Here is a 26,937-nt window from a genome sequence, read left to right as displayed (position 1 = left end):
CGCCGCCGAGCAGCCGTAGCAGGAAGGCCTGCTCGGTGTCGGTGGCGGCCGCGAACAACGCGTTCAGCAGCGCGGCGCGGCGCGCCTGCGCGCCCTTGCCCGACACCGCGCCGATCTCGGCGAACGTGGCGTCGACCCCGCCGACGGTGAGCGAGGCGTGCGGGGCAGCGGGCGGGCGGGAGCGCAGCGCCGCCCAGCCCACGCCGATCTGGCGTTGCCGCAACTCACCGGACAGCCACGACACGATGACGGCCACCAGCGCGGCGTCCGGCGCGGCGCGGCGCAGCAGGTCGGCGATGTGGGCCACTTTGGTCAGCCGCGACGACGTGCCCGAGACGTCGGATGACGTCGTGGCCACGTCGAGAAGGAGCACGGTTGTCAGCTTGGCATGGCTCGGTGACAGGCCTGGAGTGCGGACACGCTAGCGTGCCTACGTAACGTTACAGATTGCACAGGATCTGACAACCCAAGAAGGAGACGTCCGGATGGAGATCAACGGGAAGAAGGTCGTCGTCATCGGCGGCGCATCGGGAATGGGACGTGCGAGCGCCGAGCTGCTGCATGAACGCGGCGCGGACGTCGCCATCCTCGATCGCGAGGGCTCCGACGGGAAGACGGTCGCCGAGGGCGTCGGCGGCACCTTCTATCCCGTCGACGTCACCGACTTCACCGGCACCGAGGAGACACTGCAGGCCGCCGTCGACAAGCTCGGCGGACTGCACGTCGTGATCACCACCGCGGGCGGCGGTATCGCCAAGCGCACCCTGACCAAGTCCGGCCCGCACGACCTCGAATCCTTCCAGTCCGTGATCGACCTCAACCTCATCGCCACGTTCAACATCAGCCGGCTGGCCGCCGCACACATGGCCAAAAACGAGCCCGAGGACCCCGACACCGGTGAGCGCGGCGTCATCATCAACACCGCTTCCATCGCGGCGTACGAGGGTCAGATCGGCCAGGTCGCCTACACCGCCGCCAAGGCGGGCATCGCCGGAATGTGCCTGACCATGGCGCGCGACCTGGGCTCGGTGGGCATCCGGGTGCTGGCCATCGCCCCGAGCCTGTTCGCGACCGGTCTGACGCAGGGCATTCCGGATGAGTTCGCCACCCAGCTGACCAAGGACGCGGCGTTCCCCAAGCGCCTCGGCCGCCCCGAGGAGTACGCGAAGCTGGCCGCCGCCATCGTGGACAACCCGATGCTCAACGGGCAGTGCCTGCGGCTGGACGCCGGGCAGCGGTTCGCACCCAAGTAGCCCCCCGTTAGGGCCCTCCCCGCATTAAGTACACTCTTTAGGCAGCCGCCCCGCTTCCCCTCGAAGCGGGGCAGGCCCCCAGCTTCTGGGCGATCACACCCGGCTGGCATGCGGCGCGAGGAGGGCCCTCATGGGTATCGCAATAACCGACGACCATCGTGAACTGGCCGGGGTGGCCCGCGGGTTCTTGACCTCGCAGAAGGCGCGGTGGGCGGCGCGGTCGCTGCTCGACGCCTCGGATGAGCCCAGGCCCGGGTTCTGGCAGAACCTGGTGGAGTTGGGGTGGCTCGGCCTGCACGTCGCCGAAGAGTACGGCGGCTCCGGCTTCGGGCTGCCCGAACTCGTCGTGGTGATCGAAGAACTCGGCCGTGCGGTGGCGCCTGGGCCTTTCGTGCCCACCGTGATCGCGTCCGCCGTGATCGCCAACGACGGTACCGCCGAACAGAAGTCGCGGCTGCTGACCGGTCTGATCGATGGGACCGTCACCGCGGGCATCGGGCTGGACAGCCAGGTGCGGGTCAACGACGGGGTGGCCGAGGGTGAGGCCGGAATCGTGTTGGGCGCCGGGCTGGCCGAGCTGTTGCTGATCGCCGCCGGCGACGACGTGCTGGTGCTCGAGCGTGACCGCGACGGTGTGGCGGTCGAGGTGCCGGAGAACTTCGATCCGACGCGGCGGTCCGGGCGCGTCCGCCTGCAGAACGTGCGCGTCTCCGCCGGTGACATCCTCACCGGCGCAAGGCAATCGGCGTTGGCCCGGGCCCGCACCCTGCTGGCCGCCGAGGCGGTCGGTGGGGCATCGGACTGCGTCGACGCCGCCGTCGACTATGCCAAGGTGCGCCAGCAATTCGGGCGCACCATCGCCACTTTCCAGGCGGTCAAGCATCACTGCGCCAACATGCTGGTCGGTGCGGAGTCCGGGATCGCCGCCGTCTGGGACGCCGCCCGCGCGGCAGCCGAGGACGAGGAGCAGTTCCGCCTGATCGCGGCGGTGGCCGCGACGCTGGCCTTCCCCGCCTACGTCCGCAACGCCGAACTCAACATTCAGGTGCACGGCGGCATCGGCTTCACCTGGGAGCACGACGCGCATCTGCATCTGCGCCGGGCGGTGGTGAGCGCGGCGCTGTTCGGTGGTGACGCACCGGCCGCCGACGTCTTCGAGCGCACCGCCGCCGGCGCCGTCCGGGAGAACAGCCTCGACCTGCCGCCCGAAGCCGAGGAACTGCGCGCCGGCATCCGCGCCGATGCCAGCGAGATCGCCGGGCTGGGCAAGGAGGCCCAGCGCGACAAGCTGATCGAGACCGGCTACGTGATGCCGCACTGGCCCAAGCCGTGGGGACGCGCGGCCGACGCGGTGGAGCAGCTGGTGATCGAGGAGGAGTTCCGCGCGGCCGGCATCAAACGACCCGACTACGGGATCACCGGCTGGGTGATCCTGACCCTCATCCAGCACGGAACGCCTTGGCAGATCGAAAGATTCGTGGAAAAGGCGCTGCGCAAGGACGAGATCTGGTGCCAGCTGTTCTCCGAGCCGGATGCCGGCTCGGACGCCGCGTCGATCAAGACGCGCGCCACCCGGGTGGACGGCGGCTGGAAGATCAACGGCCAAAAGGTGTGGACCAGCGGGGCGCACTACTGCGCGCGCGGCCTGGCCACGGTGCGCACCGATCCCGACGCCCCCAAGCACGCCGGCATCACCACGGTGATCGTGGACATGAAGGCGCCCGAGGTCGAGGTGCGGCCGCTGCGGCAGATCACCGGCGGCTCGGACTTCAACGAGGTCTTCTTCAACGACCTGTTCGTGCCCGACGAAGACGTCGTCGGGACGCCCAACTCCGGGTGGACCGTCGCGCGGGCGACGCTGGGCAACGAGCGGGTCAGCATCGGCGGCAGCGGATCGTTCTACGAGGGACTGGCCGACCAACTGGTGCAGCTCACCGAGCAGCGCCCGGACCGGTTGGCGGGCGGGCGAATTCGGGTCGGTTCCTATCTCGCCGAGGAAACCGCGCTGCGGCTGCTTAACCTGCGGCGCGCCGCGCGCAGCGTCGAGGGCGCGGGCCCGGGACCGGAAGGCAACGTCACCAAGTTGAAGCTGGCCGAGCACATGGTGGAAGGCGCCGCGATCATGGCGGCGCTGCTGGGACCCGAGGTCGCGCTGACCGACGGTCCCGGCGCCCTGGCCGGCCGGCTGATGATGGGAGCCCGCGGCATGGCGATCGCGGGCGGCACGTCGGAGGTGACCCGCAATCAGATCGCCGAGCGGATCCTCGGCATGCCGCGCGACCCGCTGATCAACTAGGGATCAGGCCGGCGCGAACTGCGCCGCGCCGCCGCTGCCGCGCTGTGGTCGTAGCTGCACGGCCATGCCGCAGGTCACCGAATCCGGTTCGCAGTCAACGATATTGGCGGCGACCCGCAGGCCGCTCTGCTCGGCGAGCTCGACGATGGCGATGACATAGGGGGTGGGGATCTCCGGGTTGTACGGATGATGGTTGACCGTGTAGGTGAACACGGTGCCCCGCCCGGAAACCGCTCGCGCCTCTAGCGAGCCCCCGCACTCGCGGCACACGCCGCTGGCCGGATGCACCCAGCGCGCGCACCCGTCGCAATACTCGATGAGCAACGGCCCGTCCGACACGACGAATACAGTACACTCTATTGATTCGATGCGGTGTGGTCTGACGGGCGGTGTGCATGACGCATTTCGAGAAAGACGCGATCCTGTCCGGCATCGGGATCTCCCGGATCGGCCGCCGCACCGGCATTGCGGGCCTGGAGTTGACCATGGAGGCGGTGCGCGCCGCCATCGAGGACGCCGGACTGGCCGCGACCGACATCGACGGCATCGCCACCCTGGGCGACACGCCCGCGGCGGACGTCAACGCCGCGCTGCGCATCGAGGCCGCCGACTGCGGGGCCGGCTTCGGCACCGGCGGGCTGCTCTCGCCGGTGATGTCGGCATGCCGTGCCGTCGCCGAACGCCGTGCGCGCCACGTCGTGGTATACCGGACGATACAAATGCTCGGCGGCACGGTGCCGGTCAAGCAGGACCAGAACGCCGCGCCCCCGCCGCTGGCGCGGATGTTCGAGACACCCGAGGGCGAGCCGAAACCGGCCGTCGGCGCGATGGACGACGTCAACGATCTGGTTGCGGCGCATGCCTATTCGGCCGCCAACTGGCTGGCGCTCAACTGCCGCCGTCACATGGAGCTGTACGGGACCACCAAAGAACAGCTGGGCTGGATAGCGCTCAACGGCAGGCGCAACGCCGCGTTGAATTCCCTTGCGGTGTACCGAGATCCGATGACAATGGCCGACTACCTGGGTGCGCGGCTGGTATCCACCCCGCTCGGGCTGCTGGACTGTGACGTTCCGATCGACGGCTCGATCGCGGTGGTAGTGTCGCACGCGCAGTACGCCGCCGACTGTCCGCACCGCGCCGTGAGGGTGGAGGCGATCGGCGGGTCCGACGGCGCCGGTGGCTGGTTTCACCGGGCGGACTACCCGAAGATGGCGATGTCGGATGCCGCGGCGCAGATGTGGTCGCGAACCGCGTTGAAGCCGGCCGACCTGCACGTCGCCGAGCTCTACGACGGGTTCACCTATCTCACGCTGGCCTGGCTGGAGGCGCTCGGGATCTGCGGCGACGGCGAGGCCGGCCCGTTCGTCGAGGGCGGGGCGCGGATCGCCCGTGACGGGCAGCTGCCGCTGAACACCTACGGCGGCCAACTGTCGGCCGGCCGTATGCATGGCTACTGGGCGCTGCACGAAGGGTGTCTGCAGTTGCGTGGCGACGCGGGGGAGCGGCAGGTATCGCGACGCCCCGAGGTCGGCGTGGTCTCCGTCGGTGGCGGGCCCGTCGCCGGGTGCATGCTGCTGACCTGTTGAGCGCGAGCGTGATCGAGCCCCGATGACCGAGGAACCCACGAGCGGGCAGGCGAACAAACTCGCTTCGATGGTGGCCCGCGACATCGAGGCCGAGATCGTCCGCCGGGGCTGGGCGGTCGGCGAATCGCTGGGGTCCGAACACGCCCTGCAACAGCGCTTCGGGGTGAGCCGGTCGGTGCTGCGCGAGGCCGTGCGGTTGGTCGAACACCATCAGGTCGCGCGGATGCGCCGCGGCCGGGGCGGCGGCCTGTACATCTGTGAGCCCGACGCCGGGCCCGCCACCCGCGCCGTCGTCATCTATCTCGAATACCTCGGCACGACGCTGGGCGACTTGCTCAACGCGCGCTTGGTGCTCGAGCCGCTGGCGGCCTCGCTGGCCGCCGAGCGCATCGACGAGGCCGGGATCGCGCGGCTGCGGGCGGTGTTGCATGCCGAGGAGCAGTGGAGGCCCGGCTTGCCGGCCCCGCGCGACGAGTTCCACATCGCGCTGGCCGAGCAATCCAAAAACCCGGTGCTGCAACTGTTCATCGACGTCCTGATGCGGCTCACCACCCGCTACGCCCTGGCGTCGCGAACGGATTCGGCAGCCGAGGCCATCGAGGCGGTCGACCACCTGCACGCCCACCACTCCGCGATCGTCGCCGCCGTCACGGCCGGCGATTCGGCGCGCGCCAAGACGCTGTCCGAGCGACACGTCGAGGCGGTGACCGGCTGGCTGCAGCGGCATCACGCCGGTGACGGCAGCCGGGGGCGTCGAACGCGCCGGCGGCTCGACTCCGAGGCGCCTCAGGGCAAACTGGCCGAGCTGCTCGCGGCCACCATCGGCGACGACATCGCCGCCAGCGGCTGGCAGGTGGGTGCGGTCTTCGGCACCGAGACGGCGCTGCTGGAGCGTTACCGGGTCAGCCGCGCGGTGCTGCGCGAAGCGGTGCGGCTGCTGGAGTACCACTCGATAGCCCACATGCGCCGCGGCCCCGGCGGCGGACTCGTCATCGCCGAGCCCGCGGCACAGGCCAGCATCGACACCATCGCCCTGTACCTGCAATACCGCGACCCAAGCCGCGAGGATCTGCGCTGCGTCCGCGACGCCATCGAGATCGACAACGTCACCAAGGTCGTCAAGCGCCTCGGCGAGTCCGACGTGGCGGCGTTTCTGGCCTCCCGTCGGCACGGGCTGCCGGAAAACTCCCGACAGACGGCGGACGACGTGCGGCGGGCGATCGCGGAGGAGTTCGACTTCCACGTCGGTCTCGCGCAACTCTCCGGCAACGCGCTGCTGGATCTGTTCCTGCGGATCATCGTCGAGTTGTTCCGCCGGCACTGGTCTAGCACCGGCCAGGCCATGCCGACCTGGTCAGACGTGCTCGCCGTGCGCCACGCTCACCTGCGGATCGTCGAGGCGCTCGAGGCCGCCGACGAGAGCGTCGCGTGCTATCGGCTCCGCCGTCATCTCGACGCCGCCGCCTCCTGGTGGCTGTAGGCGCGGCGGTCGCGGCCGTCGCGGCGGCACCGCCAATTGCCGCGTAGCCAAATGTGATCTGTTGCGCGGTATAGCGAAGGCCCGTCTTGGGTACTGACACGGGGGAAAGGCGACGAGCCGATCCATCAGGGGGTTGGCGCAAGTGATCGAAAGCGAGAGCGTTGAAGTGACGGCGGGTAACGAAACCAGACGATACGGTTTCGTCCACACCGCAGTGATTTATCACTCTCAGCAGGAGTTTGTGGATCTGGTAGGCCGGTTCGTCGGCGACGGTTTGGCGCTCGACGAGGCGGTGCTGCTCGCGGTGCCGCCCGAGATGATGGCGCTGCTGCACGACGCGCTGTACGGCGGGGGCGAGTTGCCCCCCGACGTGCGCATGGTCGACATCACCGAGGTGGCGCGCAACCCGAGCCGGTTCATGGCGATGGAGGGTGCGTTCGTCGACGAGTACCCGGAGCAGCGGGTGCGCATCGTCAGCCAGATCGCGTGGCCCGGCCGCACCGACAAGGAGTTCGTCGCCTGCACCGAGCACGAGGCTTTGGTCAACGAGGCGATGGACGCCTACCCGGCGACCAGCCTGTGCTTGTACGACGCGAGCCGGCTCGACACCGACGTCCTGGCGGACGCCCGGGCGACCCATCCGCTGCTGTGGGAATCCGGTGCGCTGCAGCGCAGCCCGGCGTATGCCCCCCGCGACGTTCTGGAACGCTGCAACCGGCCGCTGGCCGCCAGTCCCGGGGCCGTCACCTACATGGTCCGCAAGTCGGCGGACCTCAGGCCGGCCCGGTCCTTCGCCGTCGACTACGCGGGCTGGATGGGGTTGTCCCAGGAGTGCCTCGAAGATCTGCAACTGGTCGCCACCGAGTTGGCCACGAACAGCCTGATGTACACGGGGGGCGCCTGCCGGTTGGCCTTCTGGAAAGACGACGGGCACCTGGTCTGCGAGGCGCGCGACTCCGGACGATTCGACGATCCGCTGGTGGGCCGCCTGGACCCCGGCCCGGACGGTCCCGCGAGCCGCGGCCTGTACCTGGTCAACGCCATCTCCGATTTGGTGCGCACCCACACCGCCCGAACCGGGACGACGATCCAGGCATACCTGCGGTTCGAGCCCGCCGCAGGACCGGCCGGCTAGGTCGGTCGAGCTGAAACAGCGACCCGCCGCGACGTCAGGTCCCGGCGGGTCGCTTGTCTTTGGGTCAGAGGCCGCCGAGCGCCCCGGTGATGCCGCCCACCACGCCGCCGATCGTGCCTCCGACGGTGCCGCCGACCGTCCCGCCGGTGGTGCCGCCCAGCGTGCCGCCGGTGGTGGCACCGGTCGTCCCCGTCACCAGGCATCCGGTCGGTGCGAACAACACCACGACAAATCCCGCGGCGGCCGCGGCGACTTTAAGGGCCTTCTTGGTCCCCGTTGAATTCATCATCACATCCTTTCGTGGAGGGGCATAGCCCGGCGGTAAAGCGGCCAACTCATCGGATGTTATAACGGCTATTCGACACACGTAAAGAGGTGATGAACATTTAATTTCTTGCTGGTCCGCGCTTCCTCGTTCGCGTCAAACACGCGCTCTGGCAACATCATTGGCAAGGTTCGGCTGGCCCGGAAAAGGGCGCGCCAAAGCCGCGGCGCGCGACGAATCATCGGGCGAAAAGCGGCATCGATAAAGCATTCATCGACGCGCGGAATTACGATTACCAACCCGGTCGAACGGGGTCAGTGAGGAAATAGCGCCCCGCCGAGAACAAAGGTCCCGGCGGGACGCTTGCTATCGGACTAGAGGCCGAGGCTGCCCAAGACGCCACCAATGGTGCCGACGCCGCCACCGCTGCCGCCGATGAGGCCCGAGCCTCCGGCGCCCCCGGTGAGCGTCGTCGCGCAGCCCGGCACTGCTAACACCGCGGTCACCCCGAGAGCCGCGACGGCAGCTTTGAGGGTTTTCTTGGTGCTCTTCGCCTTCATGATCGTGCCTTCCATGTGAGGGGTAGTTGAACAGCCGTCTAATTGACTGCTGATCGGCGACATACCCCCTGTTAAACACGCGTAAACCAAACTTTTAGGATTATTTTCAATATTTTTTTGTACGGTTCGTTTGTTGTCGGGCGGGAGTTGCAGCTGCGGCGCGCGCAGGTCTAATGTCAACGCTCGTGCGTCTTTTCGAGCGTTTCGTAGTAGCCAGCACCCGCAGCGGGGTCTGATCCAGACCGACCCCCCGCTGTGGGTCGGAAGCTACTGCCGTCGGTCGCTCCAGCTGACCAGAGAAGACCGGCACGATGACTTTTCCCGAGCGCAATCAGCTCCACCATTTCCATCCCGCCACCGCGTGGTTCGGCGAACGCTTCGGCCTGGCGTTGCCCCGCGGTCTGCGCGAAGAGGCCGACGTCATGTCCTGGGAGGGCTTCGTCGCGACCTACGGACCCACGGCCGGTCCGCTGCGGCTGGGCCACTGGGAGTGCACCGACGCGGGCCGCGCCGCGACCCGACTGGGACCGCAGGCCCGCGACTTCCGGGCGGTGATCGCCATGGGCGATCGCATCTGCACCGCCAGCGCGGCCGCCGGCGGGCCGATCGCGGCGTTGACCGCGATGCTGCATGCGCGCGGGATCACGGTCGAGATCGTCGAGTTTCATCAGATGCGATCGGCCACCGGCATCGCCACCTTCATCCGGGGCAGCGACGGGGCGCGCGCCGAGTGGGCGATGGGCTGGTCCGACGATGCGACGCAGTCGGGCCTGCGCGCGGTGATCGCCTGCGCCAACCGGCTTTTCACCGTCGAGTGACGCGGCCGCTCCCGGCGGTCAACTCGGTCCCCACCCCGACGGCGGCGACCAAGGCCGCCGCGTGGACGCTCTACAGTGGGCGCAGCACAATCGGCATGCCGTCCATCGGGATCGGCATGCCGCCATAGTCCCAGTGCGGCTGGTAGCCCGGCCGGGCCAGCTCCACGCGGTAGCGGCGCAGCAGCCGGTGCACGACGGTCTTGACCTCCAGCTGGCCGAACACCATGCCGATGCACTTGTGCGCGCCACCGCCGAACGGGGCGAACGCATACCGGTGATTCTTGTGCTCCGAGCGCGGTTCGGCAAACCGTTCCGGGTCGAATTTGTCTGGCTCCGTCCACAATTCGGACAGCCGGTGGTTCATGCCTGGCCAGATGGTGATGTTGGTCCCCGCCGGGATGTAGTGGCCCAGCAGCTCGGTGTCGCGCACCGCCATCCGCATGTTGAACGGCAGCGGCGTCACCATGCGCAGCGACTCGTTCATGATGAGTTCGAGCGTCTCCAGCTTCTCCAGCGACTCGATGTCCAGCGGCCCGTCGCCGAGGCGGGCCGACTCCTCGCGCGCCCGCTCCTGCCACTCGGGGTTGGCCGCCATGTTGTAGACCATCGTGGTGGTCGTCGAGGTGGACGTGTCGTGGGCGGCCATCATCAAGAAGATCATGTGGTTGACGATGTCGGAGTCGGTGAAGCTGTTGCCGTCGTCGTCCTCGGTGTGACACAGCACGGTCAGCATGTCGTTGCCGGTGGCGTTGCGGCGGTCCCTGACCCGCTCGGCGAAGTAGTCCTCGAGCAACTTGCGGGCCTTCAGTCCGCGCCACCACTTGAACGGGGGGATCGGCTGGCGGATGATCGCACCGCCGGCCCGCGTCGTCGTCGTGAACGCCTGATTGACCTTCGTAACCAAGTCGTGGTCGGACCCGGGCTCGTGTCCCATGAACACCAGCGACGCGATGTCCAGGGTGAGTTCCTTCATCGCCGGGTGGAACAGGAAACGCGCGTCGTTGGTCGGCCAGTTGGCGACGATGTCGGTCGCGACCCGGTCGATGTGCTCGACATATCCGGTCAGCCGGCTGCGGGTGAAGGCCTCCTGCATGATCCGGCGGTGGTACATGTGCTCGTCGAAGTCGAGCATCATCAGGCCCCGGTTGAAGAACGGCCCGATCACCGGGTGCCAGCCCTTCTGCGAAAAGTCCTTGTTTCGGTTGGAGAAGACGGCCTGGGTGGCGTCGGGTCCCAGCGCGGTGACCGCCGGCATGATCGGCGAATCCAGATAAATCAGTGGGCCGTGGTTGCGGTAGAGGTGCAGCGCATAGTCCGGGCCGCCGCGGAACAGCTCGATGATGTGGCCGAGAATCGGCAGCCCGGCGTCGCCCAGCACGGGCTTGAGGTCGCTGCCCGGCGGCGGGTCCGCCAGGACCTTGGTCTGCCACTCGTGGGCCAGCAGGCGCTTCTCGATCGCTCCCATCCCCGGGATCGTCTGCAGGGTCGGGGTGAACCGGCGCCGCGCCTGATCCAGCAGGTACTGCGGGGTGCTGATGGTGGCGGTCATTAAACGCTCCTTTGCGTGCCCTCCCGGTGACGGCCGTCACTGATTCATACCTTCGCTGAAAAACTTGACGGCTGTCAAGTTTGCTTTTTGGTCGGCGTGGTGCAAGGTCAGGGAATGACCAGCGAAGCCGCCACTCCCGAGCCGGGTGCACGGCGGCGCGGCGACAAGCAACGCCAGGCGATCGTGCAGGCGGTGCGTGAATTGCTGCAGGAAAAGCCTTTTGCCGAGCTGTCGGTGAGCACCATCAGCCTGCGGGCCGGGGTGGCGCGGTCCGGCTTCTACTTCTATTTCGACTCCAAGTACGCGGTGCTGGCGCAGCTGATGGCCGAGGCCGCCGAGGAGCTGGAGGAACTCACCGAGTACTTCGCCCCCCGCCAGGCCGGCGAGTCGCCCGAGGAGTTCGCCAAGCGGATGGTCGGCAGCGCCGCGGCGGTCTACGCGCACAACGACCCGGTCGTGACCGCCTGCAACGAGGCCCGCAACACCGATGTCGAGATCCGCGATCTGCTGGATCAGCAGTTCGAGGTGGTGCTGGGTCAGATCGTCGGGATCGTCGAGGCCGAGATGAAGGCCGGGACGGCCACGCCGATCAGTGACGACCTGCCGACGCTGATCCGCACCCTGGCCGGCACCACCGCGCTGGTGCTGACCGGCGACCCGATCCTGACCGGCCGCGACAGCGATCGGGACCGACGGGTGCGCGTGCTCGAGCGGCTGTGGTTGCACGCGCTGTGGGCGGGCCGTCCCTAGGGCGCGGTACCGCCGGTATCGTCACGGCCATGGCGCAGAGGGGATCCGGGCGGTCTTTCGCGGGGAAGCGGTGCCTCGTCACCGGTGCGGCCAGCGGCATCGGGCGTGCCACGGCATTACGGCTGGCCGCCGACGGCGCCGAACTCTATCTGACCGACCGCGACCGCGACGGCCTGGAACAGACCGTCGCCGACGCGCGCGCACTGGGCGCGCAGGTCCCCGAGCACCGGGCCCTGGACATCGCCGACTACGACCAGGTTGCGGCGTTCGCCGCCGACGTCCACGCCGCGCATCCGAGCATGGACGTCGTGCTGAACATCGCCGGCGTCTCGGCGTGGGGCACCGTCGACCGGCTTACCCACGAGCAGTGGGCCAAGATGATCGCCATCAACCTGATGGGTCCGATCCACGTCATCGAGACGTTCGTTCCGCCGATGGTGGCGGCCAAGCGCGGCGGGCATCTGGTAAACGTGTCCTCGGCGGCCGGGCTGGTGGCCCTGCCGTGGCATGCGGCCTACAGCGCCAGCAAGTTCGGGTTGCGCGGCCTGTCGGAAGTGCTGCGTTTCGACCTGGCCCGCCACCGGATAGGCGTGTCGGTCGTGGTGCCGGGCGCGGTGAACACCCCGCTGGTGAACACCGTGGAGATCGCGGGTGTGGACCGCGAAGACCCCCATGTCGCGCGGTGGGTGCGGCGGTTCGCCGGCCACGCCGTGTCACCGGAGAAGGCCGCCGACAAGATTTTGGCCGGGGTGGCCAAGAACCGATACCTGATCTACACCTCGGCCGACATCCGCGCGTTGTACGCGTTCAAAAGGGTTGCGTGGTGGCCCTATAGCGTGGCGATGCGCCAGGTGAACGTGATCTTCACCCGGGCGCTGCGGCCCGGTCCGCCGCTAGTCCGGCATGACCAGCTCGAGACGCACCCCCAGCAATCGGACCGGCCGGTCCAGCTCGAATAGGTCGAGGACCCGAAGGGCCGCGGCCACGATGACGTCGCGGTCGGTGCTGGGCGCGTCGAGCTTGCGGATCTTGGTGCGCGTGTAGAAGGTCGCGGTGCGTACGGTGACCGCGACCCGGGTCGCGACCCGGCCCGCCGCCACCACGTCCGTCAGCGCCTGTTCGGCCAAATTGGTTACGGCCGTGTCCATTTCGGAGCGATCGGTGAGATCGCGCGGGAACGTGACGACGTGGCTGCGCGAGCGCGGCACCCATGGCTCGGCGCTGACCTGGCTGTCGCCACCGCCCTTGGCCAACAGCAGCAGCCACAGCCCGGTGCGCGGGCCGAACGTCGCCGTCAGCAGCTCGGCGTCGCAGTGGGCCAGTTGCCAGACAGTCGTAATGTCAAGTTCGGCAAGCTTTTTCGCTGTCTTGGGGCCCACGCCCCAGAGTGCGTCGACGGGGCGCTCGGCCATCACCGGCATCCAGTTGGCATCGGTCAGCGCAAAAATGCCGCCCGGCTTGGCGAATCCGGTGGCGACCTTGGCGCGCTGCTTGTTGTCGCTGATGCCGACCGAGCAGGACAGCCCGGTTTCCGAGGAGATGACGCTGCGGATCTGCTGGGCGACCTCGCCGGGGTCCTGGGCCGTCACCGCGACGTAGGCCTCGTCCCAGCCCCACACTTCGACCGGATGACCCAGGTCGCGCAACGCCCCCATCACCTCATCGGATGCCGCGTCGTAGGCGGCCGGATCCGAGGGCAGGAAGGTGGCCTCGGGGCAGCGGCGGGCGGCGGCGCGCAGCGGCATGCCCGCCCGCACACCGAACTCCCGGGCCTCGTAGGAGGCGCAGGTGACGACCTTGCGTGGTTCGTTCGGGTCGCCGCTGCCGCCGACAATGACTGGCAGCCCGGCCAATTCGGGATGGCGGCGCAACTCGACCGAGGCCAGGAATTGATCGAGGTCGACGTGCAGGACCCAATTCGTGGCGTTCACCACCCGCACAGCTTGCGCGCCACGCTTTCCCACGCGTCACCCAACGTCTGCAGGGTGTGGCCGCGTTCGTTGAGCTGGTGCTCGACATAGTTCACGTGGAGGAGGGCCAGCAGGGCATCGGTCTGAGCGTCGAGGTCGCCGGTGGTGTGCGCCGCCTGCAGTAACACCCGGATATGGGTGTGGTGCACGAGGACGGGCGCGCTGTAGCGAGTCTGCGGGTCGCGGTGGGCCTCCGACAGCAGTTCGTGGTGGGTGTGGGCGAAACAGATGCGTTCCCGGCCGAAGGCCACCAGCCGGTCGATCGGCGGGGCGTCGGGCCCCAGCGGAGGGGGACCGAACAGGAAGGCCTGCTGGCTGGCTTGCTCGTCCTCGTCGAGCAGCACCATCATCAGGCCGGCCCGGCTGCCGAAGCGGCGGAACAGCGTGCCCTTGCCGACCCCGGCGGCCGCGGCGATGTCGTCGGTGGTGACGGCGTCGGCGCCGCGCTCGGCGACCAGGTTTCGGGCGGCCTGGAGGAGCAGGGCGCGGTTGCGTGCCGCATCGCCCCGTTCCTGGGGAATCACCTCGGGCGCGAACACGTGCAACTCGCCGGAACGCTCGCTCACTCCTGCACTTTAACGCCGCCGGAATAAACCGGACTATAGTCCGGTTGCGGCGTGCAAGGATGGAACAACGTTCGAAGGGGACGTGCGAATAGTGGCAATCAAAATCTTGGCGTTAGTGGGAAGCCTGCGGGGCGCGTCGATCAACCGCCAGATCGCCGAGTTGGCGGCGGCGGTCGCCGCCGACGACGTGGCCGTCACGATTTTCGAAGGGCTCGGTGAGCTGCCGTTCTATAACGAGGAGATCGACGACGCGATGAACGCCGGCGCGCCGCGGCTGGCGCCGGTGGCCGCGTTGCGCGCCGCGGCCACCGACGCCGACGCCGCCCTGGTGGTCACCCCGGAGTACAACGGCAGCTACCCGGCCGTCATCAAGAACGCGATCGACTGGCTGTCCCGCCCGTTCGGCGACGGCGCGCTGAAGGGCAAACCACTGGCGGTCATCGGCGGGTCCTTCGGCCGGTACGGCGGGGTATGGGCGCACGACGACACCCGCAAGTCCTTCGGCATCGCCGGCGCGCGGGTGGCCGAGGCGATCAAACTGTCGGTGCCGTTCACGACGTTGGAGGGCAAGGCCCCCGCCGAGGACGCCGAGCTGTCCGCCAACGTGCGCGACGTGGTGGGCAAGCTGGCCGCCGAGGTCGGCTGATTGGCAGAAGTCAACAAGCCGGCCGCCGGGCGACCAGCGCGGTTGGCACCACCGGATAGCAGAAGCCGCCAGCCCCGCCTGGCGGCTTTGCTAGCTGTGCGCCGTCCCGTCGCCGTCGGCGGTGCTGTCGGTGGTCGCTGCTATACCAATCCCTAGCGGCGCCTCCGCCCCGGCGTGTGATCTGCGACACGCCGAGCGGGTGTCCAGATTTTTTCGCGACAGGGCTCACGACCAGGGAATTTCAAAATTGTTATTCAGAACATCTTGTATCTCGACATCTTGTCAGCCACTAGGTGTAGTGTTTCGAGCACCGGCAGATCCCAGGACCGCCAAGCCAGCCAGGCTCGGCGAACCCCCCGAAATCGGCACCCACGGGTCGTTCGACCTCGACCGCCGCACGACGGGAATCAGGGGGCCTGACGGATCGCTGAACCTAGCAAAGACGCAGTCCAAAAGTAGTTGCCAGTCCGTTGGGTCCCCCTCTTCCGCAAAGGAGCGGCATTCTATGAGCATCACCGTGTACACCAAGCCGGCATGTGTGCAGTGCAGCGCCACCTACAAGGCGCTGGACAAGCAGGGTCTCGCCTACGAGAAGGTCGACATCTCGCTGGACGCCGAGGCGCGTGACTACGTGATGGCCCTGGGATACCTGCAGGCTCCCGTGGTGGTGGCGGGCAACGACCACTGGTCCGGTTTCCGGCCCGACCGCATCAAGGCGCTGTCCGCGGCGGAACTCAGCGCGTAAGGCAAGACGTCAGGTAAGGAGGTTGCGGTGCCATGGATAGCACGCAGCGCAACCAAGGTTGGACGAGTGGCGACCCGCTTCGCGCGGCGGCGCCGCGCTTGCGATCGCCACTGGTCTATTTCTCCTCGGTGTCGGAGAACACCCACCGCTTCGTGGAGAAGCTGGGGATCCCCGCCACGCGGATACCCCTGCATGGCCGCATCGAGGTGGACCAGCCCTACGTCCTCGTTCTGCCCACCTACGGCGGTGGGCATGCGACTCCCGACCTGAACGCCGGTGGTTACGTCCCCAAGCAGGTCATCGCCTTCTTGAACAACGAGCACAACCGGTCGTTGATCCGCGGCGTCATCGCCGCGGGCAACAACAACTTCGGCGCCGAATTCGCCTACGCGGGCAACGTGATCTCGCGTAAGTGCGGCGTCCCCTATCTCTACCGCTTCGAACTCATGGGAACCCAGGACGACGTGGACGCCGTCCGTGCGGGCTTAGCCAATTTCTGGAAGGAACAGACGTGCCACCAACCGTCGCTGCAGAGCCTGTAACCACCGGAGCCCACGCGTTGCCGGGGGAGACGGATTACCACGCGCTCAACGCGATGCTGAATCTCTACGACGCGGACGGCAAGATTCAGTTCGACAAGGACCGCGAGGCCGCGCACCAGTACTTCCTGCAGCACGTCAACCAGAACACGGTGTTCTTCCACAATCAGGACGAGAAGCTCGACTACCTGATCAAGGAGAACTATTACGAGCGCGAGGTTCTCGATCAGTACAGCCGCAACTTCGTCAAGACGCTGCTGGACCGCGCGTACGCCAAGAAGTTCCGGTTCCCGACGTTCCTCGGCGCGTTCAAGTACTACACCTCCTACACGCTGAAGACCTTCGACGGGAAGCGTTACCTGGAGCGCTTCGAGGACCGCGTCGTCATGGTCGCGCTGACGCTGGCCGCCGGCGACACCGTCCTGGCCGAAAAGCTGGTCGACGAGATCATCGACGGGCGATTCCAGCCGGCCACGCCGACGTTTTTGAACTCGGGCAAGAAGCAGCGCGGCGAACCGGTGAGCTGCTTTCTGCTGCGCATCGAGGACAACATGGAGTCGATCGGGCGATCGATCAACTCCGCGCTGCAGCTGTCCAAGCGCGGCGGGGGAGTTGCCTTGCTGCTGAGCAACATTCGCGAGCACGGTGCGCCGATCAAGAACATCGAGAACCAGTCCTCGGGCGTCATCCCGATCATGAAGCTGCTCGAGGACTCCTTCTCCTACGCCAACCAGCTCGGCGCGCGACAGGGCGCCGGCGCGGTGTACCTGCACGCGCATCACCCGGACATCTACCGCTTCCTGGACACCAAGCGCGAGAACGCCGACGAGAAGATCCGCATCAAGACGCTGAGCCTGGGCGTGGTGATTCCCGACATCACCTTCGAGCTGGCCAAGAAGAACGAGGACATGTACCTGTTCTCGCCGTACGACGTCGAGCGGGTCTACGGTCTTCCGTTCGCCGACATCTCGGTCACCGAAAAGTATTACGAGATGGTCGACGACGCCCGCATCCGCAAGACCAAGATCAAGGCGCGCGAGTTCTTCCAGACGCTGGCCGAGCTGCAGTTCGAATCCGGCTACCCCTACATCATGTTCGAGGACACGGTGAACCGGGCCAACCCGATCGACGGAAAGATCACCCACTCGAATCTGTGCTCGGAGATCCTGCAGGTCTCCACGCCGTCGGTGTTCAACGACGACTTGTCCTACGCCAAGGTGGGCAAGGACATTTCGTGCAACCTGGGGTCGCTGAACATCGCGAAGACGATGGACTCGCCCGACTTCGCCCAGACCATCGAGGTCGCGATCCGCGCGTTGACGGCCGTGAGCGATCAGACCCACATCACCTCGGTGCCCTCAATCGAGCAGGGCAACAACGAGTCCCACGCGATCGGACTCGGCCAGATGAACCTGCACGGCTACCTGGCCCGCGAGCGCATCCACTATGGCTCCGAAGAAGGCGTCGACTTCACCAACATCTACTTCTACACCGTGCTCTACCACGCGCTGCGCGCGTCGAACCGCATTGCGATCGAGCGGGGCAGCAAGTTCGGCGGCTTCGAGAAGTCGAAGTACGCCTCGGGTGAGTTCTTCGACAAGTACACCGAGCGGGTGTGGGAGCCGGCCACCCCGCGGGTGCGGGAGATCTTCGCCGAGGCGGGCATTCGCATTCCGACGCAGGAGGATTGGCAGCGGCTCAAGGAGTCGGTGCAACAGCACGGCATCTACAACCAGAACCTGCAGGCCGTCCCCCCGACCGGATCGATCAGCTACATCAACCACTCGACCAGCTCGATCCACCCGGTGGCGAGCAAGATCGAGATCCGCAAGGAAGGCAAGATCGGCCGCGTCTATTACCCGGCGCCGTATCTGACCAACGACAACCTGGAGTACTACCAGGACGCGTACGAGATCGGCTACGAGAAGATCATCGACACCTACGCCGCGGCCACCCAGCACGTGGACCAGGGGCTGTCGCTGACGCTGTTCTTCAAGGACACCGCCACCACCCGCGACGTCAACAAGGCGCAGATCTACGCCTGGCGCAAGGGAATCAAGACGCTGTACTACATCCGCCTGCGCCAGATGGCGTTGGAGGGAACAGAGGTCGAGGGCTGCGTGTCCTGCATGCTGTAAAACCTCGCCCGATCGGGCGGTCTGCCCAGGTCAGAAGCCGCGACGGGGTAAGGTGCTTGACGTGGTGCGAATTCCTCGACCTCCTATGCCCCACCCGGCTGTCAAGCCCGGGGCCAAGGTCGATGCGCGCAGTGAGCGCTGGCGCGAACACCGCAAAAAGGTGCGCAGCGAAATCGTCGACGCGGCGTTCCGCGCCATCGACCGCCTGGGGCCCGAGCTGTCCGTGCGAGAAATCGCCGAGGAGGCCGGCACCGCCAAACCGAAGATCTACCGGCATTTTCACGACAAGTCCGACCTGTTCCAGGCGATCGGGGAGCGGCTGCGAGACATGCTGTGGGCGGCGATCTTCCCGTCCATCAACCTGAAAACCGACTCGGCCCGCGAGGTGATCCGGCGCAGCGTCGAGGAGTACGTCATCCTGGTCGACAAGCACCCCAACGTGGTGCGGGTGTTCATTCAGGGCCGGTCGGCGGCCGCCCCACAGATCCTCGCCGAGGGACGCGGCATCACCCTGGCCGTGGCGGACATGTTCGACAACGAGCTGCGCGAGATGGAACTCGACCACGCGGCGGTCGAACTGGCCGGGCACGCGGCGTTCGGCTGCGCCGCGTCGGCCACGGAGTGGTGGCTGGGTCCCGAGCCGGAGAGCCCACGGCTGATGTCGCGCGAGCAGTTCGTCGCGCACCTGACCACCATCATGATGGGGGTCATCGTCGGCACCGCCGAGGCGCTGGGTATTACGATGGATCCCGCCCTGCCGGTCCACGACATGGTGACCGTCAAGCCGGCCGCGGGCTGACCGCAGTTCCGCGTTGACAACCGCCGCGGCCATCGATAACACTCGTCCAAACCGATACCCTGGGTACTGGGTATCCGCGTCAGCCGGGGGCCGCCGACGCCGGTTAACGCCGACCCGCGACATGGATAGAAGGACCGATCGACCGTGACCGACGTCGTGACACAGACCGAGACGACCCCGGCGGCCACCGCCCACAAACCCGTGCACACGCGCGCCGTCATCATCGGGACCGGGTTCTCCGGCCTGGGGATGGCGATCGCGCTGCAAAAGCAGGGCGTCGGCTTCGTCATCCTGGAAAAGGCCCGCGACATCGGCGGCACCTGGCGCGACAACAGCTACCCCGGATGCGCCTGCGACATCCCGTCGCACCTGTATTCGTTCTCGTTCGAACCCAAGCCGGACTGGAAGAACCCGTTCTCCTTCCAGCCCGAGATCTGGGACTACCTCAAGGGCGTCACCGAGAAGTACGGGCTGCGCCGCTATATCGAGTTCGACTCGCTGGTGGACCGGGCCCACTGGGACGACGACGAGAACCGCTGGCATGTGTTCACCGCCGACGGACGCGAATACGTCGCCCAGTTCCTGATCTCGGGTGCGGGCGCGCTGCACATCCCGTCCATGCCCGACATCGAGGGCCGCGACGAATTCGTGAATGCTGGAGGCGCCGCTTTCCATTCCGCGCAGTGGGACCACAGCGTCGACCTGACTGGCAAGCGGGTGGCGGTGATCGGCACCGGTGCGAGCGCGATCCAGATCGTGCCGGAGATCGTCGGGCAGGTCGCCGAACTCGCGCTCTACCAACGCACTCCGCCGTGGGTGGTGCCGCGCTCCAACCCCGAGATCCCGCCGGCGGTGCGCCGGGCCATGGCGAACGTGCCCGGTCTGCGCGCACTGGTCCGCCTGGCGATCTACTGGGGGCAGGAGGCGCTGGCCTTCGGCATGACCAAGCGGCCGAACCTGCTCAAGTTCATCGAGGTCTACTGCAAATACAACATTCGCCGGGCGGTCAAGGACAAGGAGTTGCGGCGCAAGCTGATCCCGAACTACCGCATCGGCTGCAAGCGAATCCTGAACTCCTCCACCTATTACGGCGCGGTCGCCGACCCCAAGACCGAACTGGTCACCGACCACATCGCGCGGATCACCGCCGACGGCATCGTCACCGCCGACGGCACCCATCGGCCCGCCGACGTGATCGTGTACGCCACCGGCTTTCACGTCACCGACTCCTACACCTACGTCCAGATCAAGGGGTTGCACGGCGAGGACCTGGTGGACCGGTGGAACCGCGAGGGCATCGGAGCGCACCGGGGCATCACCGTTGCCGACGTGCCCAACCTGTTCTTCCTGCTGGGACCCAACACCGGGCTGGGGCACAACTCCGTGGTGTTCATGATCGAATCCCAAATCCGTTACGTCGCAGACGCGATCGCCACCTGTGACAAGCTGGGCGCACAGGCGCTGGCGCCGACGCGGGCCGCCCAGGACAAGTTCAACGACGAGCTGCAGCGCAGGCTGGGCCCCTCGGTGTGGAACAGCGGTGGTTGCAGCAGCTGGTATCTGGACGAGCACGGCAAGAACACCGTGCTCTGGGGCGGCTACACCTGGGAATACTGGCGGGCGACCCGTTCGGTCAACCCGGACGAATACCAGTTCTTCGGCGTGAACATGGCGGCCGCGGTCTAAGAGCCGACCGAAGTTGTTGCAGCGCCAATGAATCCGTGTCCCCGCGTCATTTCGGTGTTGCCAAAAGCCGGATGAAAGCATGCGCGGCCGCGTCCACGCCGGCCTCGTCGTCGGTCGCAACGAGATCGAGCAGCAGGCCGCGTGTGACGGCCAGCCCGAGGCGCGCCAGCGCGGGGTCGACCGGACCCTCGGCTGCATTATTCAGGGCGTCGACTTCGGCTAGCCAGTCCGTGACGGCCCCGGGAATCATTCGGGCGAAAGGCTTTTCGCCGGCAGCGGCGCGGGCGTAGCACTCGAAGAACAACCGCTCGGCTTCGCGCAGTTCGGGTCGACGGAGGTCGGCCCACATCGCCGCGAAGCCCTCGGCCGGGTCGGTCGGCAGTGCGGGAAGCACGCCCATCTGGCGGCGCTCGACCGCCTCCACGATCGCCAGGAGCAGATCTTCACGAGATCCGAAGTGGTGCAACAGCATTCGGTGGCTGGTGCCGACCGCGGCGGCCACCTCGCGCAGGGATCGGTCGCCGATGCCGCCGGTGGCGAACTCGGCGACGAGCGCATCGAGGAGCTGTTGGCGCCGCTCGGTGTCAGGAGTGCGCGCCATCGGCGCGGCTGAGCTGCTCGGCGCGGGCCTTGAGGCCCCGGGCCTCCAGGTCGAGGAAGCGCTTGGTCTTCTTGGCCATCAGCCGCCCGACGAGGGCCCCCAGCGCACCGCTCTGGTCCAGTTGCTGGCGCACCAGCGTGCGGCCGCCGGGCCGCGCGATGACCTCATGCCGGGCGGTCACCCGCGCCCCGGCAGAGCGCTGCACCCAGGTCCAGGACCGGCCGGGGTCGAGCTCGGTGACCTGCCAGACCAGCTTCGGCATGCCGGGCTGCTTGATCGCGAAGCGTCGGCCGACCGCGAGGGCCGCGGCATCCAGCCCGGCCAGGGAGGTGACAGAGGCCGTCCAGTCCGGCCAGTGCTCGACGTCGGTGAAGACGTCCCACACGAGGCGGGGCGGTGCGTCGATCTCGACGCTGTCTTCCGTAATCATGTACCAAATGGTACATCTTTGCGGCGCGATACTGGAGAGCGGAATCGAATCGCAGGGCGTGGGGGCGCGCCTGCGACACGCAAACACAAGTTGTTGTGTTGCCGTCGCTTGTCGCACCCCAGGGGTAGTGTCTGGAGCCTGAGATTCATCCAGCAAAACGGCGTGTGAAGTGGGGTTCTGGTGTCCGACAACATGAAGCTGATCGACCGCGTTTCGGCGATCAACTGGAACCGGCTGCAAGACGACAAGGACGCCGAGGTCTGGGACCGGCTGACCGGCAACTTCTGGTTGCCGGAGAAGGTGCCGGTGTCCAACGATCTGCCGTCGTGGGGCACCCTGACCGCCCACGAAAAGCAGATGACCATGCGGGTGTTCACCGGCCTGACGCTGCTGGACACGATCCAGGGCACGGTCGGGGCGGTCAGCCTGATCCCCGACGCGCTGACCCCGCACGAGGAAGCGGTGTACACCAACATCGCCTTCATGGAGTCGGTGCACGCCCGCAGCTACAGCAACATCTTCTCGACGCTGTGCTCGACCGCTGAGATCGATGACGCCTTCCGCTGGTCGGAGGAGAACCCCAACCTGCAGCGCAAGGCCGAGATCGTCATGCAGTACTACAAGGGCGACGAGCCGCTCAAGCGCAAGGTCGCCTCCACGCTGCTGGAGAGCTTCCTGTTCTACTCCGGCTTCTACCTGCCGATGTACTGGTCGAGCCGGGCCAAGCTGACCAACACCGCCGACATGATCCGGCTGATCATCCGCGACGAGGCCGTGCACGGCTACTACATCGGCTACAAGTTCCAGCGCGGCCTGGCCCTGGTGGACGACGCGCGCAAGCAGGAGCTCAAGGACTACACCTACGAGTTGCTCTTCGAGCTCTACGACAACGAGGTGGAGTACACCCAGGACCTCTACGACGAGGTCGGTCTGACCGAGGACGTCAAGAAGTTCCTGCGCTACAACGCCAATAAGGCGCTGATGAACCTCGGCTACGAGGCGCTGTTCCCGCGCGACGAGACCGACGTCAACCCGGCCATCCTGTCGGCGCTGTCACCCAACGCCGACGAGAACCACGACTTCTTCTCCGGCTCGGGGTCGAGCTACGTCATCGGCAAGGCAGTTGTCACCGAGGACGAGGACTGGGACTTCTAGCACCTCGGTGAATCGGCCACCTCGGGTCATGACCTGGGGTTACGATCCGCGCATCGGTTTACACATGTGAGGTGGCCATGCGCGATGTTCGGCGTTTTCTGACGGGAATCGTTGCAGCCCTGGCGATGCTGATCACAGCCGGCAGCGTCGCCGGCCCACCAACTGCGTCCGCCGACCCGGTCTGCGGCGTGCCGGGGACGCCCCCATGCGCGGGGCCCAGCCCGCTGTCGCCCGACCAGCAGTGCGCGCTCATCGCGTGGCGGTCGATGATGCCGTGTAACTGGCTCGGAGTGCAGGTGCCCGCCGGCACCCCGGGCAGTTGGGACAACCCCCCGGCACCACCACCACCGCCACCGTCGTGACCGTGGCACTCGTTCTGAGCACTTCGTGAACGACGCGTGAATTGTCGGTATGGCGCGACCGCCCGCTGGCGCGGGTGATACGGCTGCCCTGACACTGGTGGGGTGACGAATACCGCCGCCTCTGCCACCACCAACTTCTGCCGTTCGGTACTTCGCTGGCTGCGCGCCGGCTACCCCGAGGGCGTCCCCGGGCCGGACCGGGTGCCGCTGCTGGCGCTGCTGCGCAGCACCCCGCTGACCGAGGAGCAGATCGCCGAGGTGGTGCGCAACATCACCGCGGACGGATCCCCGGCGATCGCCGACGGCGTGATCGACCGCGACGAGATCGCCCATTTCATCTCCGACATGACGCACTACGACGCCGGGCCCGAGAACGTCATCAGGGTGGCCGCCACCCTTGCCGCCGTCGGGTGGCCGCTGGCCGGCATCGACGTCAGCGAGGTGATTCCCGGTGACGAGTGGGGCGAGGCCGCCGAAATGGCCGCCCGCAGTGCGGCTTCCGACCGTGCTCCGGGAGCAGCGCTGTAAAGCGTTGGCGCCCTACAGCTTCGAGATGTCGATGACGAAGCGGTAGCGCACGTCGCTGGCCAGGACGCGCTCGTAGGCCTCATTGATGTAGTCGGGCTCGATGAGCTCGACCTCCGGGGTCACGTCGTGCTCGGCGCAGAAGTCCAGCATCTCCTGGGTCTCGGCGATGCCGCCGATGTTCGACCCGGACAGGCTGCGGCGCGCCAGCGCCAGCGAGAACGCGCCCACCTCCATGGGGTGCTCGGGGATGCCCAATTCGACGAGCGTGCCGTCGACGTCGAGCAGGCTCAGATAGTCGTCGAGGTTCAGGTTCGCCGAGACGGTGTTCAGGATCAGGTCGAAGCTGTTGCGCAGCTGCTTGAAGGTCTCGCGGTCGGCGGTGGCGTAGTAGTGCTTGGCGCCCAACCGCAGGCCGTCTTCCATCTTCTTGAGCGACTGCGACAGCACCGTCACCTCGGCGCCCATTGCCGCGCCGAGCTTGACGCCCATGTGGCCCAGCCCGCCCAGGCCGATGATCGCCAGCCGAGTGTCCTGGCCGGCCTTCCAGTGCCGCAGCGGCGAGAACAGGGTGATGCCCGCGCACAGCAGGGGCGCCGCCTTGTCCAGCGGCAGCGACTCGGGGATGCGCAGGACGAAGTTTTCGTCGACGACGATCGCCTGGCTGTAGCCGCCCTGGGTGATCGTGCCGTCTTTGTCGGTGGCGTTGTACGTGAAGGTCGTGCCCCGGCTGCAGTACTGCTCCAGGCCGGCCTTGCAACTGCGGCACTGTCCGCAGGAGTTCACCATGCAGCCCACCCCGACGTGGTCACCCACCTTGTGCTTGGTGACCTCGGAGCCCACGGCGGTCACGACACCGGCGATCTCGTGGCCGACGACCAGCGGGTAATTGGGTGTTCCCCATTCGCCTTTGGCCGTGTGGATGTCGGAGTGGCAGATCCCGGCGAACTTGATGTCGATCGCCACGTCGTGCGGACCCGGGTCACGCCGCTCGATGGTGGTCTTGGTCAGCGGTGCCGTCGGCGAGGTGGCCGCGTACGCCGAAACTGTGCTCATGAAAGTCCCTCTTCGATTCGATACGTCATCAAGAAGTTTAGCTAAGGTAAAAGTTATTCCGCCAACGGACGCGTCGAACATCACCTTATGACGATGTGTGCGTACAAGCAGGCCGGGTCAGTTGATCGGGGCGTTCACCAAGCGCAGATCGTCGACGATGCCGCGGGCCGCGATCAGGCCCTCGCCGGTTTGCCAGATCTCGTCGTTGACTACATACACCCGGTTGTCATGATTGGCCGACAGCTTGCGCCAGGGGTTGCTGTCCAGGATCGTCGCGGCCCGGTCGGCCGCGGCCGGGGTGGCGCAGGACAGGTACACCACGTCGGCGTCGGCGATCGAAAGGTCCGGATTCTTCGCCAGGTCCGCGTCGGTGGCGCCGATCTCGATGTAGGGCTTGTCGGTGAACCGTTGCGAGGCGGGCCGGTCGACGCCGACGGCGCCGAGCACGCTGGCCGGGAAGTTGTTGGCGCCGTACACCCGGATGGCGCCGGTGGTCAGCTGCACGATCGACGCCTGATAGTGCGAGGCGTCGTGCCGGGCGCCGACCTCGGTCGCCCGCTGCGAGAAGCCGCTGATCAGCGCGTCGACCGCGGCGCCGCGGCCGGTGGCGGCGCCGACGGTTCGCAGGTTGTCCTGCCAGGCCGCGCCCGGTGCCGCGGTGAACACCGTCGGGGCGATCGGGACCAGCTGCGGATACAGCGTGGGCGTCGCCGCCTGCGATCCCAGGATCAGATCGGGGTGGGCGGCCGCGATCGCGTTCACGTCGGGGTGGGAGCGGGTGCCGACACCGGGCACACCATGCACCGCGCCGCCCAGATAGGCGGGCTGGCTCGACGAGCCGTCCGGCAGCGCGGCGCCGACCACCCGCGATTGCAGGCCCAGCGCGCACAACGCGTCGAGCTGGTCGCCGGAGAGCACCACGATGCGCTGGGGATCGGCGGGCACCTGCACGACCTCGGGGGCGACGCCGGCCGCGTTGTGAACCTGCCGCTTCGCCGAGCCCGGATCGGCCTCGGCGGCGTCCCGGGCGCACGACTCGTCGGGGCGCCGGTCGTTTCCGAGCACACCGGCGCCGGCGATCTGGGTGGTGGGCGTGACGAGCGAACGGGTCGTCTGGCCGGCGGGCCGGTCGGATCCGCAGCCGCTGCAGGCCAGGATGACCGCCGCCGTCGTCGCCGTCGCCGCGGTCAGCCGGGCGGGTCTGAGCACGCCGAACAACACGCGTCAGACGCTAACATCCGGCCAGCGTGGCGACCGCGAGCGCGGCGGAGCCCGGGGAAGCGGGTCGCCACCATCCGGCCAGCGTGGCGACGCCGCGCCGACGGACGCGCCGCACCCGTGAGTCATTTACGACAGTTTGTAGGACCAGCCCTGACGTCGTCATGATCGACGGCTAAGATTCGTCTCAATACCGATTTTTGGGCCAGTGTCCGATCTGGATGTTTGGAGAAGCTGTTGACAGCCGAAGCGCCCCCCTTGGGAGAACTCGAGGCCGTACGTCCGTACCCGGACCGCATGGGCCCCAAGGGGAACCTCGTCTACAAACTGATCACCACGACCGATCACAAGTTGATCGGCATCATGTACACGGTCACCTGCTTCGCCTTCTTCTTCATCGGCGGGCTGATGGCGTTGCTGATGCGCACCGAGCTGGCCGCTCCCGGGCTGCAGTTCCTGTCGAACGAGCAGTTCAACCAGCTGTTCACCATGCACGGCACGATCATGCTGCTGCTCTATGCGACCCCGGTGGTGTTCGGGTTCGCCAACTTGGTGCTGCCGCTGCAGATCGGCGCGCCCGACGTGGCCTTCCCGCGGCTGAACGCCTTCTCGTACTGGCTGTTCCTGTTCGGCGGGCTGATCGCGGCGTCCGGCTTCATCGTCCCGGGCGGTGCCGCCGACTTCGGCTGGACCGCCTACACGCCGCTGTCCGACGCCGTGCACTCGCCCGGCGCCGGGGGTGACCTGTGGATCACCGGCCTGATCGTCGCCGGTCTGGGCACCATCCTGGGTGCGGTCAACATGAT

At 67.3% G+C, this 26,937-nt stretch carries 28 protein-coding genes and 1 pseudogene; 18 read left to right on the top strand and 11 right to left on the bottom strand.

Annotated features, from left to right (window positions below; genetic code table 11):
* Positions 1 to 373, bottom strand: a pseudogene (locus DQP57_RS21260) (ATP-dependent DNA ligase); the annotation flags it as partial.
* Between the two features lie 112 nt (positions 374 to 485).
* On the opposite strand from DQP57_RS21260, the gene DQP57_RS21255 reads away from it, so the two are divergent.
* The gene (locus DQP57_RS21255) at positions 486 to 1,253 is read left to right on the top strand and encodes an SDR family NAD(P)-dependent oxidoreductase (protein ID WP_066864782.1); all 768 of its coding nucleotides are present in this window, start codon (positions 486 to 488) and stop codon (positions 1,251 to 1,253) included.
* 130 nt (positions 1,254 to 1,383) lie between these two features.
* Positions 1,384 to 3,549 (top strand): acyl-CoA dehydrogenase, encoded by a 2,166-nt coding sequence (locus tag DQP57_RS21250; RefSeq protein ID WP_112634656.1) that lies wholly within the window; start codon positions 1,384 to 1,386, stop codon positions 3,547 to 3,549.
* 3 nt (positions 3,550 to 3,552) lie between these two features.
* On the opposite strand, the gene DQP57_RS21245 is transcribed toward DQP57_RS21250, so the two are convergent.
* Entirely contained in the window at positions 3,553 to 3,888 is a 336-nt protein-coding gene (locus DQP57_RS21245; RefSeq protein ID WP_112634655.1) for a Zn-ribbon domain-containing OB-fold protein, read from the bottom strand.
* A gap of 56 nt (positions 3,889 to 3,944) precedes the next feature.
* Between DQP57_RS21245 and DQP57_RS21240 the strand changes: the two genes are divergently transcribed.
* From DQP57_RS21240 to DQP57_RS21230, 3 genes are all read left to right on the top strand, one after another.
* Positions 3,945 to 5,138 (top strand): thiolase family protein, encoded by a 1,194-nt coding sequence (locus DQP57_RS21240; protein WP_112634654.1) that lies wholly within the window; start codon positions 3,945 to 3,947, stop codon positions 5,136 to 5,138.
* A gap of 22 nt (positions 5,139 to 5,160) precedes the next feature.
* Positions 5,161 to 6,618 (top strand): FadR/GntR family transcriptional regulator, encoded by a 1,458-nt coding sequence (locus tag DQP57_RS21235; protein ID WP_112634653.1) that lies wholly within the window; start codon positions 5,161 to 5,163, stop codon positions 6,616 to 6,618.
* Between the two features lie 142 nt (positions 6,619 to 6,760).
* Positions 6,761 to 7,753 carry a sensor histidine kinase gene (locus DQP57_RS21230; RefSeq protein ID WP_112634652.1) on the top strand — a complete coding sequence of 331 codons (993 nt, stop codon included), beginning with the start codon at positions 6,761 to 6,763 and terminating at the stop codon, positions 7,751 to 7,753.
* Between the two features lie 64 nt (positions 7,754 to 7,817).
* On the opposite strand, the gene DQP57_RS21225 is transcribed toward DQP57_RS21230, so the two are convergent.
* Together DQP57_RS21225 and DQP57_RS27305 are read right to left on the bottom strand one after the other, a co-directional pair.
* Complete coding sequence (locus tag DQP57_RS21225) at positions 7,818 to 8,039, bottom strand: hypothetical protein (protein WP_133259282.1); 222 nt, start codon at positions 8,037 to 8,039, stop codon at positions 7,818 to 7,820.
* Between the two features lie 353 nt (positions 8,040 to 8,392).
* On the bottom strand, positions 8,393 to 8,758 hold the full coding sequence (locus tag DQP57_RS27305; RefSeq protein ID WP_240631836.1) for a hypothetical protein: 366 nt from the start codon (positions 8,756 to 8,758) through the stop codon (positions 8,393 to 8,395).
* 131 nt (positions 8,759 to 8,889) lie between these two features.
* Here DQP57_RS27305 and DQP57_RS21215 point away from each other — a divergent pair, with 131 nt between their 5' ends.
* Positions 8,890 to 9,396: a homocitrate synthase gene (locus DQP57_RS21215; protein ID WP_112634650.1), complete on the top strand. Its 507-nt coding sequence runs from the start codon at positions 8,890 to 8,892 to the stop codon at positions 9,394 to 9,396.
* Positions 9,397 to 9,466: 70 nt separating this feature from the next.
* On the opposite strand, the gene DQP57_RS21210 is transcribed toward DQP57_RS21215, so the two are convergent.
* Positions 9,467 to 10,945, bottom strand: coding sequence for a cytochrome P450 (locus DQP57_RS21210; RefSeq protein WP_112634649.1), 1,479 nt, complete (start codon positions 10,943 to 10,945; stop codon positions 9,467 to 9,469).
* A gap of 114 nt (positions 10,946 to 11,059) precedes the next feature.
* Between DQP57_RS21210 and DQP57_RS21205 the strand changes: the two genes are divergently transcribed.
* Positions 11,060 to 11,695 (top strand): TetR/AcrR family transcriptional regulator, encoded by a 636-nt coding sequence (locus tag DQP57_RS21205; protein ID WP_112634648.1) that lies wholly within the window; start codon positions 11,060 to 11,062, stop codon positions 11,693 to 11,695.
* Between the two features lie 29 nt (positions 11,696 to 11,724).
* A complete protein-coding gene (locus tag DQP57_RS21200; protein WP_112634647.1) occupies positions 11,725 to 12,654 on the top strand; it encodes an SDR family oxidoreductase in 930 nt (309 codons plus the stop codon).
* Here the strand turns inward: DQP57_RS21200 and DQP57_RS21195 are convergent.
* Both DQP57_RS21195 and DQP57_RS21190 read right to left on the bottom strand, forming a co-directional pair.
* Positions 12,589 to 13,629 (bottom strand): DNA polymerase IV, encoded by a 1,041-nt coding sequence (locus tag DQP57_RS21195; RefSeq protein ID WP_165821864.1) that lies wholly within the window; start codon positions 13,627 to 13,629, stop codon positions 12,589 to 12,591. The genes DQP57_RS21200 and DQP57_RS21195 overlap by 66 nt on opposite strands.
* A complete protein-coding gene (locus DQP57_RS21190) occupies positions 13,623 to 14,231 on the bottom strand; it encodes a TetR/AcrR family transcriptional regulator (protein ID WP_112634646.1) in 609 nt (202 codons plus the stop codon). The genes DQP57_RS21195 and DQP57_RS21190 overlap by 7 nt, the downstream gene beginning before the upstream one ends.
* 91 nt (positions 14,232 to 14,322) lie before the next feature.
* On the opposite strand from DQP57_RS21190, the gene DQP57_RS21185 reads away from it, so the two are divergent.
* The 6 genes from DQP57_RS21185 to DQP57_RS21160 all read left to right on the top strand — a co-directional run bounded on the left by DQP57_RS21185 (position 14,323) and on the right by DQP57_RS21160 (position 20,784).
* Positions 14,323 to 14,877 (top strand): NAD(P)H-dependent oxidoreductase, encoded by a 555-nt coding sequence (locus DQP57_RS21185; protein WP_112634645.1) that lies wholly within the window; start codon positions 14,323 to 14,325, stop codon positions 14,875 to 14,877.
* Positions 14,878 to 15,382: 505 nt separating this feature from the next.
* Complete coding sequence (locus tag DQP57_RS21180; protein WP_044484637.1) at positions 15,383 to 15,622, top strand: redoxin NrdH; 240 nt, start codon at positions 15,383 to 15,385, stop codon at positions 15,620 to 15,622.
* Between the two features lie 32 nt (positions 15,623 to 15,654).
* Positions 15,655 to 16,164, top strand: a complete 510-nt coding sequence (gene nrdI / locus DQP57_RS21175) for a class Ib ribonucleoside-diphosphate reductase assembly flavoprotein NrdI (protein WP_240631835.1) — start codon at positions 15,655 to 15,657, stop codon at positions 16,162 to 16,164.
* Positions 16,134 to 18,299, top strand: a complete 2,166-nt coding sequence (nrdE, locus tag DQP57_RS21170) for a class 1b ribonucleoside-diphosphate reductase subunit alpha (RefSeq protein ID WP_112634644.1) — start codon at positions 16,134 to 16,136, stop codon at positions 18,297 to 18,299. Before nrdI ends, nrdE begins: the two co-directional genes overlap by 31 nt.
* Before the next feature lie 61 nt (positions 18,300 to 18,360).
* Entirely contained in the window at positions 18,361 to 19,098 is a 738-nt protein-coding gene (locus tag DQP57_RS21165) for a TetR/AcrR family transcriptional regulator (protein ID WP_112634643.1), read from the top strand.
* Between the two features lie 144 nt (positions 19,099 to 19,242).
* On the top strand, positions 19,243 to 20,784 hold the full coding sequence (locus DQP57_RS21160) for a flavin-containing monooxygenase (protein ID WP_112634642.1): 1,542 nt from the start codon (positions 19,243 to 19,245) through the stop codon (positions 20,782 to 20,784).
* Positions 20,785 to 20,830: 46 nt separating this feature from the next.
* Here the strand turns inward: DQP57_RS21160 and DQP57_RS21155 are convergent, their stop codons facing one another.
* Positions 20,831 to 21,385 (bottom strand): TetR/AcrR family transcriptional regulator, encoded by a 555-nt coding sequence (locus DQP57_RS21155; RefSeq protein WP_112634641.1) that lies wholly within the window; start codon positions 21,383 to 21,385, stop codon positions 20,831 to 20,833.
* Positions 21,369 to 21,815, bottom strand: coding sequence for an SRPBCC family protein (locus DQP57_RS21150; RefSeq protein ID WP_112634640.1), 447 nt, complete (start codon positions 21,813 to 21,815; stop codon positions 21,369 to 21,371). Before DQP57_RS21150 ends, DQP57_RS21155 begins: the two co-directional genes overlap by 17 nt.
* A gap of 180 nt (positions 21,816 to 21,995) precedes the next feature.
* On the opposite strand from DQP57_RS21150, the gene nrdF reads away from it, so the two are divergent.
* From nrdF to DQP57_RS21135, 3 genes are all read left to right on the top strand, one after another.
* Positions 21,996 to 22,970: a class 1b ribonucleoside-diphosphate reductase subunit beta gene (nrdF, locus tag DQP57_RS21145; protein WP_205869195.1), complete on the top strand. Its 975-nt coding sequence runs from the start codon at positions 21,996 to 21,998 to the stop codon at positions 22,968 to 22,970.
* Between the two features lie 71 nt (positions 22,971 to 23,041).
* Positions 23,042 to 23,332, top strand: a complete 291-nt coding sequence (locus DQP57_RS21140; protein ID WP_112634639.1) for a hypothetical protein — start codon at positions 23,042 to 23,044, stop codon at positions 23,330 to 23,332.
* Between the two features lie 102 nt (positions 23,333 to 23,434).
* Entirely contained in the window at positions 23,435 to 23,860 is a 426-nt protein-coding gene (locus DQP57_RS21135; RefSeq protein WP_112634638.1) for a DUF3349 domain-containing protein, read from the top strand.
* 12 nt (positions 23,861 to 23,872) lie between these two features.
* Here the strand turns inward: DQP57_RS21135 and DQP57_RS21130 are convergent, their stop codons facing one another.
* Complete coding sequence (locus tag DQP57_RS21130) at positions 23,873 to 24,913, bottom strand: NAD(P)-dependent alcohol dehydrogenase (RefSeq protein WP_112634637.1); 1,041 nt, start codon at positions 24,911 to 24,913, stop codon at positions 23,873 to 23,875.
* Positions 24,914 to 25,030: 117 nt separating this feature from the next.
* Positions 25,031 to 26,134: an iron-siderophore ABC transporter substrate-binding protein gene (locus DQP57_RS21125; RefSeq protein ID WP_112634636.1), complete on the bottom strand. Its 1,104-nt coding sequence runs from the start codon at positions 26,132 to 26,134 to the stop codon at positions 25,031 to 25,033.
* A gap of 234 nt (positions 26,135 to 26,368) precedes the next feature.
* Here DQP57_RS21125 and DQP57_RS21115 point away from each other — a divergent pair.
* Positions 26,369 to 26,937, top strand: a 569-nt coding sequence (locus tag DQP57_RS21115; RefSeq protein ID WP_205869194.1) for a cbb3-type cytochrome c oxidase subunit I, incomplete at its 3' end; no start/stop codon positions are given.

It is taken from the genome of Mycobacterium colombiense, assembly GCF_003284935.1.
GTDB classification, from domain to species: Bacteria; Actinomycetota; Actinomycetes; order Mycobacteriales; family Mycobacteriaceae; genus Mycobacterium; species Mycobacterium arosiense_A.
This window is presented reverse-complemented; position numbering and strand designations above follow the sequence as displayed.

Excerpts from the sequence above, each read along its gene's own strand:
- DQP57_RS21150 (WP_112634640.1), bottom strand. The coding sequence starts at position 21,815 with ATGATTACGGAAGACAGCGTCGAGATCGACGCACCGCCCCGCCTCGTG.
- DQP57_RS21200 (WP_112634647.1), top strand. The coding sequence starts at position 11,725 with ATGGCGCAGAGGGGATCCGGGCGGTCTTTCGCGGGGAAGCGGTGCCTC.
- DQP57_RS21205 (WP_112634648.1), top strand. The coding sequence starts at position 11,060 with ATGACCAGCGAAGCCGCCACTCCCGAGCCGGGTGCACGGCGGCGCGGC.
- DQP57_RS21250 (WP_112634656.1), top strand. The coding sequence starts at position 1,384 with ATGGGTATCGCAATAACCGACGACCATCGTGAACTGGCCGGGGTGGCC.
- DQP57_RS21225 (WP_133259282.1), bottom strand. The coding sequence starts at position 8,039 with ATGAATTCAACGGGGACCAAGAAGGCCCTTAAAGTCGCCGCGGCCGCC.
- DQP57_RS21155 (WP_112634641.1), bottom strand. The coding sequence starts at position 21,385 with ATGGCGCGCACTCCTGACACCGAGCGGCGCCAACAGCTCCTCGATGCG.
- DQP57_RS21130 (WP_112634637.1), bottom strand. The coding sequence starts at position 24,913 with ATGAGCACAGTTTCGGCGTACGCGGCCACCTCGCCGACGGCACCGCTG.
- DQP57_RS21255 (WP_066864782.1), top strand. The coding sequence starts at position 486 with ATGGAGATCAACGGGAAGAAGGTCGTCGTCATCGGCGGCGCATCGGGA.
- DQP57_RS21240 (WP_112634654.1), top strand. The coding sequence starts at position 3,945 with ATGACGCATTTCGAGAAAGACGCGATCCTGTCCGGCATCGGGATCTCC.
- DQP57_RS21235 (WP_112634653.1), top strand. The coding sequence starts at position 5,161 with ATGACCGAGGAACCCACGAGCGGGCAGGCGAACAAACTCGCTTCGATG.
- DQP57_RS21210 (WP_112634649.1), bottom strand. The coding sequence starts at position 10,945 with ATGACCGCCACCATCAGCACCCCGCAGTACCTGCTGGATCAGGCGCGG.
- DQP57_RS21180 (WP_044484637.1), top strand. The coding sequence starts at position 15,383 with ATGAGCATCACCGTGTACACCAAGCCGGCATGTGTGCAGTGCAGCGCC.
- DQP57_RS21215 (WP_112634650.1), top strand. The coding sequence starts at position 8,890 with ATGACTTTTCCCGAGCGCAATCAGCTCCACCATTTCCATCCCGCCACC.
- nrdI (WP_240631835.1), top strand. The coding sequence starts at position 15,655 with ATGGATAGCACGCAGCGCAACCAAGGTTGGACGAGTGGCGACCCGCTT.